Source organism: Methylobacterium sp. CM6244 (assembly GCF_054817885.1).
Genome location: NZ_CM139247.1, coordinates 992592 through 1007728, shown reverse-complemented (window position 1 = coordinate 1007728; position 15137 = coordinate 992592). Strand labels below are relative to the sequence as shown.

General features: G+C 66.6%; 11 protein-coding genes. 3 read left to right on the top strand and 8 right to left on the bottom strand.

Annotation, left to right across the window (positions count from 1 at the left end; all coding sequences use genetic code 11):
* Positions 1 to 27: 27 nt before the first annotated feature.
* Positions 28 to 1137 (bottom strand): patatin-like phospholipase family protein, encoded by a 1110-nt coding sequence (locus ACYQML_RS04570; RefSeq protein ID WP_311275608.1) that lies wholly within the window; start codon positions 1135 to 1137, stop codon positions 28 to 30.
* A gap of 425 nt (positions 1138 to 1562) precedes the next feature.
* On the opposite strand from ACYQML_RS04570, the gene ispG reads away from it, so the two are divergent.
* Together ispG and ACYQML_RS04560 are read left to right on the top strand one after the other, a co-directional pair.
* The gene (gene ispG, locus ACYQML_RS04565) at positions 1563 to 2876 is read left to right on the top strand and encodes a flavodoxin-dependent (E)-4-hydroxy-3-methylbut-2-enyl-diphosphate synthase (RefSeq protein WP_156467640.1); all 1314 of its coding nucleotides are present in this window, start codon (positions 1563 to 1565) and stop codon (positions 2874 to 2876) included.
* Positions 2877 to 3235: 359 nt separating this feature from the next.
* Entirely contained in the window at positions 3236 to 5173 is a 1938-nt protein-coding gene (locus ACYQML_RS04560) for a potassium transporter Kup (RefSeq protein WP_424753465.1), read from the top strand.
* Between the two features lie 10 nt (positions 5174 to 5183).
* Here ACYQML_RS04560 and ACYQML_RS04555 read toward each other — a convergent pair whose 3' ends face one another.
* The 5 genes from ACYQML_RS04555 to ACYQML_RS04535 form a co-directional block, all read right to left on the bottom strand.
* Entirely contained in the window at positions 5184 to 6056 is an 873-nt protein-coding gene (locus ACYQML_RS04555; protein WP_461234857.1) for a cell wall hydrolase, read from the bottom strand.
* A gap of 202 nt (positions 6057 to 6258) precedes the next feature.
* Positions 6259 to 7098, bottom strand: coding sequence for an aldo/keto reductase (locus ACYQML_RS04550; protein WP_461234856.1), 840 nt, complete (start codon positions 7096 to 7098; stop codon positions 6259 to 6261).
* 59 nt (positions 7099 to 7157) lie between these two features.
* Entirely contained in the window at positions 7158 to 10055 is a 2898-nt protein-coding gene (secA, locus tag ACYQML_RS04545) for a preprotein translocase subunit SecA (RefSeq protein ID WP_056422778.1), read from the bottom strand.
* A 158-nt stretch (positions 10056 to 10213) separates the two neighbouring features.
* Positions 10214 to 11056, bottom strand: a complete 843-nt coding sequence (locus tag ACYQML_RS04540) for an aspartate dehydrogenase (RefSeq protein WP_056422775.1) — start codon at positions 11054 to 11056, stop codon at positions 10214 to 10216.
* A gap of 119 nt (positions 11057 to 11175) precedes the next feature.
* Positions 11176 to 11520, bottom strand: a complete 345-nt coding sequence (locus ACYQML_RS04535; RefSeq protein ID WP_461234855.1) for a hypothetical protein — start codon at positions 11518 to 11520, stop codon at positions 11176 to 11178.
* Between the two features lie 232 nt (positions 11521 to 11752).
* On the opposite strand from ACYQML_RS04535, the gene ACYQML_RS04530 reads away from it, so the two are divergent.
* On the top strand, positions 11753 to 12676 hold the full coding sequence (locus ACYQML_RS04530; RefSeq protein ID WP_056422769.1) for a peptidylprolyl isomerase: 924 nt from the start codon (positions 11753 to 11755) through the stop codon (positions 12674 to 12676).
* A gap of 96 nt (positions 12677 to 12772) precedes the next feature.
* Here ACYQML_RS04530 and phbB read toward each other — a convergent pair whose 3' ends face one another.
* Together phbB and ACYQML_RS04520 are read right to left on the bottom strand one after the other, a co-directional pair.
* A complete protein-coding gene (phbB, locus tag ACYQML_RS04525; protein ID WP_056422767.1) occupies positions 12773 to 13501 on the bottom strand; it encodes an acetoacetyl-CoA reductase in 729 nt (242 codons plus the stop codon).
* A gap of 204 nt (positions 13502 to 13705) precedes the next feature.
* Positions 13706 to 14887 (bottom strand): acetyl-CoA C-acetyltransferase, encoded by a 1182-nt coding sequence (locus tag ACYQML_RS04520; RefSeq protein WP_056422764.1) that lies wholly within the window; start codon positions 14885 to 14887, stop codon positions 13706 to 13708.
* Positions 14888 to 15137: the final 250 nt, after the last annotated feature.

Here is a 15137-nt window from a genome sequence, read left to right as displayed (position 1 = left end):
GGCCGGCTAATCCGAACGGGCGACACCCTATTGATAGGTCGCCTTGAGATTCAGCGTGCAGGTCCGTCCGATCCCCTCGTAATGCTCGGCGAGCCAGGCTTGCGCCGCCGCGCGGCCCTTGTCGCGGAGGCCTTCGAACACGCCGAGCCGCGCATCCATCCGTGAGGACGCCTTGTAATCGTCGAGGGCGCCGGTCCCGTCGATGCGATGGACCAGCATGCGGTGATAGTCGTTGCGGCCGAGCACCCCGTCCTCGATCAGTCCGTCGACGAAATCGATGGCGCGCAATTCACGCATCAGGTTGGCGTTGAAGGTGATCTCGTTGAGCCGGTCCTGGATCTCTTCGCGCGAACGCGGGGTCTCACGGCGCTCTACCGGGTTGATCTGGACCAGCACCACGTCGCGCGTCTGGGCACCGTGGAAGAGCGGGTAGATCGGCGGATTGCCGAGATAGCCGCCATCCCAATAGGGCACGCCGTCGATCTCCACCGCCTGGAACACCGTGGGCAGGCAGGCCGAGGCCATCAGGTGATCGATGCTCAAGGTATCCCGCTCGAAGACGGCCAGCTTGCCCGTCCAGACATTGGTGGCCGAGACATAGATCCCGGCGGTCTCCGCCGCCCGGAGGCGTTCGAAATCCACGTGCTTGGCCAGGGCCTTGCGCAGCGGGTTCACGTTGAGCGGGTTGGAGACGTATGGGCTGGTCTTGAGCGCCCGGGTCCAGAAGTCCAGGATCGGGTTCTGGCTCCAGAGGTCGAACAGCTGGTCGAAGAGCCCGCGCTGGGCCGGCCACAAATCGCCGTCGAGGCTCGCCTCACGCCAGAACCGGTCGAGAGCGGCGCGGGCGCCCTCCGGCCCTCCGGTGATCCATCCGTCGACCATCACGACCGCGTTCATCGCGCCGGCGCTGGCACCCGTGACGGCCTCGAAGGCGAGACGGCCATCCTCGATCAGGGCATCCAGCACGCCCCAGGTGAAGGCGCCATGGGCGCCGCCGCCCTGCAGGGCCAGGGCCACGGTCTTCTCGGCTTTCGGACCGGCGAGGCTGACGGCTGGACGCGAGACGGGCCGCGACGGGGCCACTTCCCTATCGGTAGAGGGCGAATCGACCGGGGAGGAAGGTTCGGATTCGAGCATCGTCAGCTCCACGTGGCGGGTTTGCACAGGCGCATCGAGAGGGTGCACATGGGCATGCTGCAATGCAGCATCAAAGGTCGCAGGGCAGCAAACCGGTGGCTGCATGGATCGGTTCCGCTTGGGACGCCCCTGTGACTCACATGTCGCACTGCGCCAATTCCCTCGACATCGCCCATGGGATAAGACATGTCACCCGACGCTGGGCCAAAGTCTCGTGCGCGGTCCGTCCTGCCCCGTGGTTCTCCCATGCGGTCGGCGGGCTTGACGCACGCGACGCCCCATCTCAGCTAACCGGCAGAGCCCTCGGTCACCGGGCTCTTCACCCGATCTTCGCAAAGGATCGGTAGAATTCGATACCAGACGACCATGGCCGGGCGCTCGCTCCAGGGCAGGCCAGGCCATAGGTAAGGTCAGCGATGGACGCCATGATGGAAGCCACCCCAGCCGATTCGTTCGGCCCCGGCATCTCGATTACCGGCCCGGAGATCGCCGGTCCCGCGCCGCGCCACCGCACGGTGGGCGTGACTGTCGGCGAGGGCGAGGGAGCGGTCACCGTCGGCGGTGGCGCTCCGGTCGTCGTCCAGTCGATGACCAATACCGACACGGCGGATATCGACGCCACCGTGGCGCAGGTCGCCGCCCTGTCGCGGGCGGGCTCCGAACTCGTGCGCATCACGGTCGACCGCGACGAGGCGGCCGCCGCCGTCCCGAAGATCCGTGACCGGCTCGCCCGCATCGGCGTTCACGTGCCGCTGGTGGGCGACTTCCACTATATCGGCCACAAGCTCCTCTCCGATCATCCGGCCTGTGCCGAGGCACTGGCCAAATACCGGATCAATCCGGGCAATGTCGGTTTCAAGGAGAAGAAGGACACGCAGTTCTCGACCATCGTCGAGCAGGCGGTCCGCTACGGCAAGACCATTCGCATCGGCGCCAATTGGGGTTCCCTCGACGAGGCGCTGCTCACCCATCTGATGGACGAGAACGCCCGGTCCGCGCGTCCCATCGATGCCCGCGCCGTGATGCGCGAGGCCATGGTGCGCTCGGCATTGTCCTCGGCACAGCGCGCCGAAGAGCTCGGTCTTCCCAAGAACCGGATCATCCTCTCGGCCAAGGTCTCGGCGGTGCAGGATCTGATCGCGGTCTACCGCGAAGTCGCCCGGCGCTCGGATTACGCGATCCATCTCGGCCTCACCGAAGCCGGCATGGGCTCGAAGGGGCTGGTGGCGGCCTCGGCGGCCATCGGCGTGCTTCTGCAGGAAGGCATCGGCGACACGATCCGTTATTCGCTGACGCCCGAGCCCGGCGGTGACCGGACCGTCGAGGTCAAGGCATCTCAGGAACTCCTGCAAACGATGGGCTTCCGCACCTTCGTGCCGATGGTCGCTGCCTGCCCTGGTTGCGGCCGCACCACCTCGACGACGTTCCAGGAACTCGCCCGCGACATCCAGAACTGGATCGTCACCTCGATGCCGGAATGGAAGAAGACCTATCCGGGCGTCGAAGGTCTGAACGTCGCGGTGATGGGCTGCATCGTCAACGGCCCCGGCGAATCGAAGCATGCCGATATCGGCATCTCGCTTCCCGGCACCGGAGAGACCCCCACCGCTCCGGTCTTCATCGACGGCAAGAAGGCGATGACCCTGCGCGGTGCCACGCTCGCCAAGGATTTCGAGACGGTGGTGATCGATTACATCGAGCGCCGTTTCGGCCAGGGTGCCCGCACCGCCGCCGAGTGAGATCCTCCGTCGTGAGGATTAGCGTCCCGCGTCGTGCAGCCGCGGGACGCATTCGCTCGACCTACCGCGGGAGAGGGTTTCTTCGTCACGGGTTCGTCGTTCTCGACCCCCTGCCCGCGTGATACGGATCTGGCATGCTTCGCGCAGGTCTCCTCCCCAGAGGTGTCCTGCGGAGATGCGCGCTCACTGATTTGGGTCGCCAGCCTGGCAGCGAGTTGCCGGGGCGAGGCGGGAGACAGGGCCTCCACAATCCGGATGGTCGCTAGGTCGGTCGCCAAGGTCCCTCGGTCGAAGTCTAGCGTAAAGCCAAGCCTCCTCGTTCGATTCCCTTTCCCGTCGCAGAAGCCTGATCACAGCGCATGACGCAAACCGCCACCCCGAGCGTACCCGGCGCTCAGCCCGACCCCGCGGCTCGTCCCGAGACAGGGCCAAGCGAGCATGGGCATGGGAAGACGAGCTTCTGGACGCTGGTCGTCGGCTCGGTCGGCGTCGTCTACGGCGATATCGGCACCAGCCCGCTCTACGCGTTCCGCGAGGCGCTCGGCCCGGCGAGGGCCGACGGCATCTTGCTGACCGAGGAAGTTCTCGGCACGACGTCGCTGATCCTTTGGGCGCTGCTGCTGATTGTCACGATCAAGTACGTCGTCATCCTGTTGCGTATGGACAATAACGGCGAGGGCGGCATCCTCTCGCTGATGGCATTGGCCCGCAAGGCGCTCGGCGGTTCGCGCATCGTGTTCATGCTCGGGCTGCTCGGCGCATCCCTGTTCTACGGCGACGCCGTCATCACGCCGGCCATCTCCGTGCTCTCGGCGGTGGAGGGGCTGAAGCTCGTCACCCCGGCCTTCGAGCATTACGTCCTGCCGATCACGGTGGCGATCATCTTCGCCCTGTTCATGGTGCAGAGCCGGGGCACCAGCAAGGTGGCGGCCTTCTTCGGCCCGATCATGGTGGTGTGGTTCCTGGCGCTGGGGCTCGCGGCGCTGCCGCACATCGTTTCGCGCCCGGAGGTCTTCCAGGCCTTCAATCCCTGGTACGCGCTGCACTACCTCCTCGGCCACGGTACCGGGGCCCTGGTAGCGCTGGGCGCGGTGTTCCTGGCGGTGACCGGCGCCGAGGCGCTGTTCGCCGATCTCGGGCATTTCGGACGCCGGCCGATCCAAGTGGCCTGGCTCGGCCTCGTGGCCCCGTGCCTGACCCTGAACTATCTCGGCCAGACGGCGCTGGTCCTCAACGCGCCGGACACGACCGACCCGTTCTACCAGCTCGTGCCCGAATGGGGTCTTCTGCCCATGGTGATCCTGGCGACCATCGCCACCGTCACCGCGAGCCAGGCCGTCATCACCGGCGCGTTCTCGCTGTCGCGCCAGGCGATCCAGCTCGGGCTGCTGCCGCGCCTCGAAATCCGCCACACGTCGGAATCGCATTCGGGCCAGATCTTCCTGCCGCAGGTGAACATTCTGCTGCTGATCGGGGTCGTGGTCCTGGCGATCCTGTTCCGGTCGTCCTCGGCCCTCGCCTCCGCCTACGGCATCGCCGTGACGGGGACGATGCTGCTCACCGCGAGCATGGGCTTCATCGTGCTCTGGAAGTCGTGGAAATGGTCGCCGATCGCCGCCGCCGCCGCGATCATGCCGTTCATCGTCATCGAGTTCCTGTTCCTGCTCTCGAACATGCTCAAGGTGTTCGAGGGCGGCTACGTGCCCCTCGTGCTGGCCGGGATGCTCATCATCGTGATGTGGACCTGGGTGCGGGGTGTGAACATCCTGTTCAACAAGACCCGCAAGACCGACGTGCCGCTGCTCGAACTCGTCGGCATGCTGGAGAAGAGCCCGCCCCACCATGTGCGCGGCACGGCGGTGTTCCTCACCAGCGACCCGTCGATCGCTCCGGCGGCCCTGCTGCACAACCTCAAGCACAATAAGGTGCTGCACGAGAAGAACGTCATCCTCACGGTGGAGACCGTGGACACGCCGCGCTCCAGCGATGCGGACCGCATCCGCATGGAACCGATCGGCCCGCACTTCTCGAAGATCGTGATGAAGTTCGGCTACATGGAAACGCCGAACATCCCGCGGACGCTGACGCTCCTGAAGAAGCAGGGCTTCAAGTTCGACATCATGGCGACGTCGTTCTTCCTGTCGCGCCGCTCGATCCGCCCGGCAGCGCATTCCGGCATGCCGCTCTGGCAGGACCGGATCTTCATCACGCTGGCCAAGAACGCCAACGACGCCACCGACTTCTTCCAGATCCCCACCGGCCGTGTCGTGGAAGTGGGGACTCAGGTCACCGTCTGAACCGGCCGGGTCACGGCCTCGGCAGGTTGATGATGGGCGGCGGCGGAGGCGCCTCGGGGGCGAGGGCTGCCAGCGTCGCCGGGCTTTTGCCGGCCGAGCCTCTGGCAGCCGGACCCTGGGCATGAGCAACCAGCGTTGTCGTCGCCGGCTTCGATGAGGTTTTGGAATGCGCTCCCTGGCTCACGGCGGCATGGGAGGTGGCGACGGCGCGACCCGGTTCAGCCTGGACTGCCAGGACCGCTGGAGCGGGCTGGGTGCCCGTCACCTCCGGTACGGCGGCGGCCACCGTTGCCACGGGAACGCTGGTGGGAGCCGAATTCGCGACGGCCTGGACCGATGCGGACGGGGCCGCCTCGGGCGCGGCGAGCGTCGGTGCGGCCGCATAGGCCAGGGCGGCCGGCGGGCGGGCCTGCTCTACGGCGCCGGGCTTGCGCTTCTCGTAGAAGGCGTTGCCGCCGGCCACCGCGACGTAATGCATGTTGTTGTAGTGGAACGTGCGGCCCGCCGTGTGGAAGTACATGGCGCGGCCGACCTTGGGATGGCGCTGGCCGGCCAGGACCGCGTCGGCCGCGTCTGCGACCTTGGTCAGGTCCTTCTCCGCCATGGGCTTGGTGAGCACGCCGGTGGCGAACTGGCGGGGCTGGCCGACGACGGCGCAGATGCCGCCATTCGGGAAGGCGGCGGCTTCGAGGCGGTTCATCACCACCGTGCCGACGGCGAGCAGGCCCTCGGAATCGCTGCGGTTCGATTCGAAATACATGGCGCGGCCGAGGCAGTCGCGCTCTTGGTCGCTCACCGCCATGGGTTTGGCCGCGAGGCCCGGGCCGCCGAGGGAGCCGGTCGTGGTGGGGGAATTGCAGGCACCGAGGCCCATCGTCGTCATCAGCAGGACTCCGTAAAGTCCCGTCGTCGCCGATCGGGGATACCCCATGCCGTCTCGCTCCCGTCCGTTTCTCGAACGGTCTAGCTCGACGGCAAATGTGGTTTCTTTTCGGACACGGTTCGAATGACCGGGGCTTCTTCCCGCCGCTGTGGTCCTGAGGTCACGCCCGGCCTTCGTCGCCGATGCGGAACGGATGCCTACGTCAGAGCATGGGCAGGTGCTTCGGCTTGCGCCCACGGGGAAAGGCGGCGTCGAGACGCTGCCGGTGGTTCTCCGTCAGGATCAGGTCACCGGCCGCGGCATTCTGCTCCACATGGGCGATTCGCGAAGCTTTCGGGATCGCCAGGAGGGAGGGCGACTGCGTCAGTGCCGCGAGCGCGACCTGCCGCTGCGTCGCCCCCGTTTCGGCGGCAATCTCTCCGAGGACGCGCCCGCCGGCCGAGTCCGGACCCGGAAAATCGTCATGGCCAAAGGGGCTGTAGGCGACCAATGCGACGCCATGCGCCTCGCACCAGGGCAGGACGGCATGTTCGATCGCCCGTTCTCCGAGATGGTAGAGAACCTGGTTGCAGGCGATGCGGCCCTCGCCGGCCACGGCGAGCACGTCATCGAGGTCGGAGACGTCGAAGTTGCTGACGCCCCAGGAGAGGAGCTTGCCCTGCCGGACCAGACCCTCGAAGGCACCGATGGTCTCTTCCAGCGGGGTCCCACCCCGCCAGTGCAGGAGGTAGCTGTCGAGCCGGTCCGTCTTCAGGCGAGCCAACGAGCGTTCGCAGGCGGTGACGACGGATCGGGCCGAGGCATGGTTCGGCAACACCTTCGAGACGAGGAACACCTCGTCGCGCCGCCCCTCGATCGCCTCGGCCACGACGAGTTCGGCCTCGCCATACATCTCGGCGGTGTCGATATGGCTCATCCCGAGATCGAGGCCCCTCCGCAGGGCGGCGACGGCGTCGGGCCGGTGTGCCTCGTCGAGGTACCACGTGCCCTGTCCGATGACGGAGACGAGGCGTCCGGTCTGCCCGAAGGTTGTCTGCCGCATGCGGATCTCCCCTCCGAATAGCCCACGGCCGGATGCAGGTCCGGCCGTGCGGGTCCGTCTCAGGCCGTCAGAGTGCCGTGGCAGTGCTTGTACTTCTTGCCAGAGCCGCAGGGGCAGGGCTCGTTGCGCCCGACGCGGCCCCAGGTCGTGGCGTCGTTCGGGTCACGCTCGATGACCGCCGTGTCCGGGGAGAGCGCCTGCGCGGCATAGCCGTAGGCCGGGCCGCCGCCGCCATCGCTGCCCGTGCCGCGCCCGGCATAATCCATTTCGTTCTCGCCGGTGACGGGATCGAGATGCTGGGCGAACATGGAGGGCAGTTCCGGGCTGGCGAAGGGGTTCGCCCCCTGCGGCTCCTGCTCCTGATAGGTGATCTCGATACGGGCGAGTTGCTGGGTCACCTGCTCGCGCAGGCTGCCGACGAGACCGTTGAAGAGCTCGAACGCCTCGGACTTGTACTCGTTGAGCGGGTCGCGCTGGGCGAAGCCGCGCCAGCCGATCACCTGACGCAGGTGGTCGAGGGTCACGAGATGCTCGCGCCAGAGATGGTCGAGGGTCTGAAGCAGGACCTGCTTCTCGACATAGGTCATGACCTCGGGCGTGTTCTTCTCCGTGCGGGCGGCATAGGCCTCGTCGGAGGCGGTGCGCAGGCGGTCGCGCATTTCCTCGTCGGCGATGCCCTCTTCCTTGGCCCAATCCTCTACCGGCACGTCGAGGTTCAGCACCTCGGCGACGCGCAGGCGCAGGCCTTCGATGTCCCATTGTTCGGCATAGGCATTCTCGGGCACGTGGATGGCGACGAGATCGTCGACGACGCCGTGGCGCATCTCGTCCACGGTGTCGCGCACGCTGTCCTGGCCCATGAAGTCGCGGCGCTGCTCGAACACGACCTTGCGCTGGTCGTTCATGACGTTGTCGTACTTGAGCACGTTCTTGCGCATGTCGAAGTTGCGCGCCTCGACCTTCTGCTGCGCCTTCTCGATCGCCTTGTTGATCCAAGGGTGGATGATCGCCTCCCCCTTCTCCAGGCCGAGGCGGGTGAGCATCCCGTCCATGCGGTCGGAGCCGAAGATGCGCATCAGATCGTCCTGGAGCGACAGGTAGAATTTCGAGCGGCCGGGATCGCCCTGGCGGCCGGAGCGGCCGCGCAGCTGGTTGTCGATGCGGCGCGATTCGTGGCGTTCGGTGCCGATGATGTAGAGGCCGCCGGGGAGGGCCTTCTTGCGGCCGGCCGCAAGGTCGGCGGGCTCGCCCGAGGCCAGAACCTTGGCGCGGTTCTCCTCGATCTCGGCCTTGATCGCTGCGGCTTTCGCATCCCGCTCGGCGCCTTCGGGCACGCCCGCGAGCTCCTTCTCGAGACGCATCTCCAAGTTGCCGCCGAGTTTAATGTCGGTGCCGCGCCCGGCCATGTTGGTGGCGATGGTAATGGCGCCCGGCACGCCGGCCTCGGCCACGATATAGGCCTCCTGCTCGTGGAAGCGGGCGTTCAGCACGGCGAAGGTCTTGGTCACGCGGCCTTCGCGGGCGGCGGCGTAGACGTCGGTGAGCGCGTTCAGGTCGGAATAGTCGAGCTGGCGGAAGCCGGCCTTGGTCAGCATCTCGGCGAGGTGCTGCGACTTCTCGATGGAGCCGGTGCCGACCAGGATCGGCTGATGGCGCGCATGCGCCTTCTCGATCTCGGCGATGATGCCGTCGTACTTCTCGCCCACCGTCCGGTAGACCTCGTCGTCCTCGTCGACGCGCTCGACCTCCTTGTTGGTCGGGATGTCGACGACTTCGAGCTTGTAGATCTCGGCGAATTCATCGGCCTCGGTGGAGGCGGTGCCGGTCATGCCGGCGAGCTTGGAATAGAGCCGGAAGTAGTTCTGGAAGGTGATCGAGGCGAGCGTTTGGTTCTCGGGCTGGATCGTCACCCGCTCCTTGGCTTCGAGCGCCTGATGCAGGCCTTCCGAGTAGCGTCGGCCCTGCATCATGCGGCCGGTGAACTCGTCGATGATCACCACCTCGTCGTTCTTGACGATGTAGTCCTTGTCCAGGGTGAACAGGGTGTGGGCGCGAAGCGCCTGGTTCACGTGGTGGACGAGGCTGACGTTGTGGGCGTCGTAGAGGTCACCCTCCTTCAGCAGGTCGGCGCCGCGAAGCAGATCCTCGATGAACTCGTTGCCGCTCTCAGTGAGCGAGACCGAGCGCTGCTTCTCGTCGAGGTCGTAATGCTCCTTCTCGAGATGGGGCATCAGCGCGTCGACGGAGACGTAGAGTTCCGAGCGGTCGTCCACCGGACCGGAGATGATGAGCGGCGTGCGCGCCTCGTCGATCAGGATCGAATCGACCTCGTCGACGATCGCGAAATTGTGCCCGCGCTGCGACAGCTGCGAAAGCTCGTACTTCATGTTGTCGCGCAGGTAGTCGAAGCCGAACTCGTTGTTGGTGCCGTAGGTGATGTCGCAGGCATAGGCGTCCCGGCGCTGCTCGTCATCGAGCCCGTGGACGATGGTGCCGACGGTGAGGCCGAGGAAGCGATAGACCCGGCCCATCCATTCCGCATCGCGTGAGGCGAGGTAGTCGTTCACCGTGACCACGTGCACGCCGAGGCCCGACAGGGCGTTCAGGTAGACCGGCAGCGTCGCCACCAGGGTCTTGCCTTCGCCGGTGCGCATCTCTGCGATGCCGCTCTCGTGAAGGACCATGCCGCCGATGAGCTGCACGTCGAAATGGCGCTGGCCGAGGGCGCGCTTGGCCCCTTCGCGCACGGTGGCGAAGGCGGGAACGAGGATATCGTCGAGGGTTTTCCCGGCAGCGAGCTCGGCCTTCAGCATGTCCGTCCGGGCACGCAGGGCCTCGTCCGACAGGGCGGAGATCTCCGGCTCCAGGGCATTGATCTCGGCGACGCGGGGGCGATAGCCCTTGACGCGGCGATCGTTGGACGAGCCGAATATCTTCTTAGCGAGGGCGCCGAGCATCGTGAACCTGCGGTCGATCGAAATATCAGAAGGCGTGAGTTGGCCGGGCTTATAGAGGTAAATATTGTACGGCGCATCCGAAAGGGCGGACTGCCTTCAACTCCGAAAGCCGGTGAGCGCGCGGCCGACATGCTCGTCACCGGACGGCAGTCGATCTGCTAAAGCGCCAAAGCGGCTCTTTGGTTCTCGATGATGCGGACCAGAGCCAGGGCCGTGAGCTCCGAGGATTTCGGATTGGCCGGCAGGGCCTGATTCTCGATGCTCATGTCGAGGGTCCCGAAAGCGCCCGTCGCCTGAAGGCGATGTCCATTGCCGGTGGCGCGGGGATCCGCCACCAGGGCGATCCGCGTCCTGTCGAGGCCGATGCCGGCGAGCGCCGTGATGACAGCGACATTGGCGTTGGCCGGGAACAGCCGGGCTGCCTCCCGCGCCGTCCCTTCGAAGAAGGTCGTGGCCTCCGTCAGGCCATCGAGATCGATCCACTCTTCCGCCGGGGTGCCAATCCAGGCCACGGGCGGCTTGACGATGCGATGCGTCACCGAGTCCAACGGCAGGATCGATGCCGCAGCGAGGGCGTCGACGGCGGCGAGTGCGCCGGTGGGTACGAGGATCTGGCTTCCATGCGCCTCCGCAGCGGCGACGAGCCTGTCGAGAAGACCGGCCTCGCAGAAGGCGCTGGTCGACGAGACGGCGAAGCTCTCGGCGTGACGGAGCGCCACGAGGCCCCAGGGCTCCACCGCCGCCCGTCCGGCCGCTTCGATCACCATGTCGGGCTCGACCCCGGCTAGGGCAGCTGGTTCGGGGAGCCAGCGGATCCAGGCGGGAAGGTCGGCCTCATCGGGCCTCACTCGCGTCCCGACGCCGGCCAGGACGACGTCGCTGCCCCGAGCGTCGAGAAGGTGCGTCACCCGGCGCGCGATGGCTCCCCAGCCCACCAGGGCGATACGAAGCGGCCGACGGCGATCCGGCCGCGCCGCCGAAAGATTAGAGAGTAGAGACAAGGGCCGGTATCCCCACGACTGGCGAAGGCTGACGCGGCTCAACGCCCTGCTGCGCGATCTCAAGAAATCTTCGGTCGCGGGCCTGTCAAGCTTCCTGCCGGCCGCTGGACATACAGGCGTCAGTTGATCTCGCAGAAACCCATGCCCGTGCCGACGACGCGCTTGTCGGCGCACCATGTCGCGGCCGTGCGGATCTCCCTCGCCGCCGGCGCGGGGACCGGGAGGACGGGGCGCAAGGTCACGGCCCGTCCCGCTACGGTATCGTTCTCTGGCGCATGTGCACTGGAGCGGACGGGCCGCGACGCGCCGATTCCGGCACCCAGGGCAGCCGATCGGGCGGGAGTGATGGAGGGAGCCGGACGGGAGACCGAAACGGAGCGTCCGCCCTTGAAGCGGGCCTGCGCCGTCGTGATCGGGGCGGACAGGATGAGACAAGCGGTGGTGATGATGACGCTGGTCCGCATGCCGCTCTCCCAGGAAGTCCGGAAAGGATGGCGCATGCGGGCTTAAGACCGCTTTATCGTGATCGGACGGATTCGCCCGAAACCCCACATGCGCTTGTCTTCCGCCCTTGCCCGCGCCACCTCTCGCCCACAGATGCCCGCGGCGTCCCGCCGCTCGCTGTTGCCACGTCTCCAACTTGGCCGGACAGAGCCTCATGGACGTGGCATCCACCTGTTCGAGGAATCCCCATTGATGACGACGCCTCTCCTTCTCCGGCGCTCGGGCGCCCTGGCGCTGGCCGTTGCGCTGCCCTTCGCCTCCGTGGCCTTGCCGCTGCAGGCCCTGGCGCAGACGCCGCCTGCTCCGGCTGCGGCTGCGGCTGCGGCGTCTGCCCCAGCCGCCCCGGCGTTGCCGCCCGAGACGGTGGTGGCCAAGGTGAACGGCTCGCCGGTCACCGCGGGCGATCTCGCCATCGCGGCCGAAGACCCGGCGCTGTCGCTGCCCGGCGTCGACGAGGCCCAGAAGAAGAACCTGCTCATCGATTACATGGTCGACCTCAAGGTCGGCGCGCAGGCCGCCGAGGCGGCCAAGGTCGGCGACTCGCCCGAGTTCCAGCGCAAGCTTGCCTACTTCAAGAGCAAGCTCCTCCTCGACGAATATCTGGAGCGTGAGGCCAAGAAGGCGGTGACGCCGGAGGCCGCCAAGGCGCTCTACGACCAGACCCTCACGACGATGAAGCCCGAGGAAGAGGCGCATGCCCGCCACATCCTCGTCGACAATGAAGAAGAGGCGAAGAAGATCTCGGCCCGGATCAAGGGTGGCGAGGACTTCTCCAAGATCGCAGCGGAAGTCTCGAAGGATCCGGGCTCGAAGACCGAGGGCGGCGATCTCGGCTGGTTCACCAAGGAGCGCATGGTCGCCCCCTTCGCGGAGGCCGCCTTCAAGCTCCCGGTCGGTCAGGTCTCCGACCCGATCAAGACGCAGTTCGGCTGGCACGTGATCAAGGTCGAGGAGCGGCGCACCAAGCCGGTGCCGACCTTCGCCGAGATGAAGGAACAGGTGGACCAGTACCTGACCCGCAAGTCGCAGCAGGACCTCATCCTGAAGCTGCGCGAGAGCGCCAAGATCGAGCGCACCGATGCGGCCACGCCCGCCGCCGCACCCAAGGCTCCCTGACGTTCGGCTTCCTGAACCCGGACGGTCTGCGAAAACGAAGAAGGCCTGCCCCGGCACCGGGGCAGGCCTTCTTCTCGTCGATGCAGCGAGGAGGCGTCAGGCGATGTACTGGGCGCCGTTGATCGTCAGGGTAGAGCCGGTGATGAAGCCCGAATCTTCCGCCGCGAGATATTCCACCGCGCGGGCGATCTCCTCGGCCTCGCCGAGGCGGCCCACGGGGATGGTCGAGATGATCTTGTTGCGGATATCTTCCGGCACCGCCATCACCATGTCGGTGGCGATGTAGCCCGGCGCGATCACGTTGACGGTGATGCCCTTCGAGGCGCTTTCCTGGGCCAGCGCCTTGGCGAAGCCGATCACGCCGGCCTTGGCGGCCGAGTAGTTGGTCTGGCCGGCCTGGCCCTTCTGGCCGTTGATCGACGAGATCAGGATGATGCGACCGAAATTGCGGGCGCGCATGCCCTCGATGACGGGGCGGGTGCAGGTGAACATCGAGTCGAGGTTGGTCTTGATGACCGCCTGCCACTTCTCGAAGGTCATCTTGTGGAACGCGCCGTCGCGGGTGATTCCGGCATTGTTCACGAGGATGTCGATGGGGCCGACTTCGGCTTCGACGGCCTTGATGCCGGCTTCGCAGGCGGCGGCGTCGCCGACGTCGAACTTGAAGACCGGGATGCCGGTCTCGGCCTTGAAGGCGTTGGCGGCCTCGTCGTTGCCGCCGTAATTCGCGGCGACCTTGTAGCCCTTGGCCTTGAGGCCCGCCGAGATGGCGGCACCAATGCCGCGCGTTCCGCCGGTGACGAGGGCGATGCGTTCCTGAGCCATGGCTTCCTCCAATTTTCTTGACGTCTGATGGATCGTGACGTGCAATTTCTTGCACATGAGCGGGACGGCCGGGGCTTAGCGCACCCGTGTCCTTCCGCCCATTCCATTTAAATTTGCTGCGCCCTCAAGAATTCTCCTGGACGATGTCCAAGGTTTTTGTCGGGGGCGCAGCCGTTATACTGTATTCAATCGTGCCGGAACGCTTCAGGTGCGCTCGATGCACATGGCGACGCCCATTCCGCCGCCGATGCAGAGGGTGGCGAGACCCTTCTTGGCGTCGCGACGCTTGAGCTCGTGCAGCAGCGTGACGAGGACGCGGGCGCCGGACGCGCCGATCGGGTGGCCGATGGCGATGGCGCCGCCATTGACGTTCACCTTGTCGGTGTCCCAACCCATGTCCTTGTTCACGGCCAGCGCCTGGGCGGCAAAGGCCTCGTTGGCCTCGATGAGATCGAGGTCGGAGGGCTTCCAGCCGGCCTTGTCCAGCGCCTTGCGCGAGGCCGGGATCGGGCCGGTGCCCATCACCTTCGGGTCGACGCCGGCGGTGGCCCAGGACACGATCCGGGCCAGCGGCGTGATGCCCCGGCGCTCGGCTTCCGAGGCCGACATGAGCACGATGGCGGCAGCGCCGTCGTTGAGGCCGGACGCGTTGGCGGCCGTCACGGTGCCGTCCTTCGAGAAGGCGGGCTTGAGCTTGGCCATCGCCTCCACGGTGGCGCCGTCACGGATGTACTCGTCGGTGTCGACGATGGTGTCGCCCTTGCGCCCGGGGACGGTGACGGGGACGATCTCGTCCTTGAAGCGGCCTTCCTTGCGGGCGGCCTCGGCCTTGTTCTGCGACTTCGTCGCGAACTCGTCCTGCTGCTCGCGGGTGAGCTGGAAGGCCTGGGCCACGTTCTCGGCGGTGGTGCCCATGTGGTAGCCGTTGAAGGCGTCCCAGAGGCCGTCCTTGATCATGGTGTCGACGAGCTTCACGTCGCCCATCTTCTGGCCGCCGCGCAGGTATTGCGCGTGAGGGGAGAGCGACATCGATTCCTGACCGCCGGCCACGATGACCGTCGCGTCGCCATTGGCGATCTGCTGCATGCCGAGGGCGACGGTGCGCAGGCCCGAGCCGCAGACCTGGTTGACGCCCCAGGCGGTGGCCTTCTCGGGGATGCCGGCCTTGATGGCGGCCTGGCGGGCCGGGTTCTGGCCGGCGCCGGCGGTGAGGACCTGGCCGAAGATCACTTCGTCCACGTCGTCGGGGGAGACGCCGGCGCGATCCAGGGCGGCCTTGATCGCAATGGCGCCGAGCTCATGGGCCGGAACGGTGTTGAAGGCACCTCCGAACGAACCCACGGCGGTGCGCGCCGCTCCGACGATGACGATGTCTTCCGCTGCCATTGACGTTCTCCTCTGGGTAGCCCGCGCGACGTTGAAGCCCTCCGATGGGCATGCGCACTTAAGGCCAACTGAAGCGATGAAAGCGCTGGGCAAGGTGAAGTCAAGCGCGTGCGGAAGCTCGGCGAGGGAGTCGGCGAGTGACCTGCCGGTCTTTGTTACCGAAGGCGTCGCGCGGAGTGTGGCACTATTCTGCGGGGATCAGGGCCAGATTGCTGTTTTCGTCGGCGGGCGAAAGCCTTAAGGTCCGCTT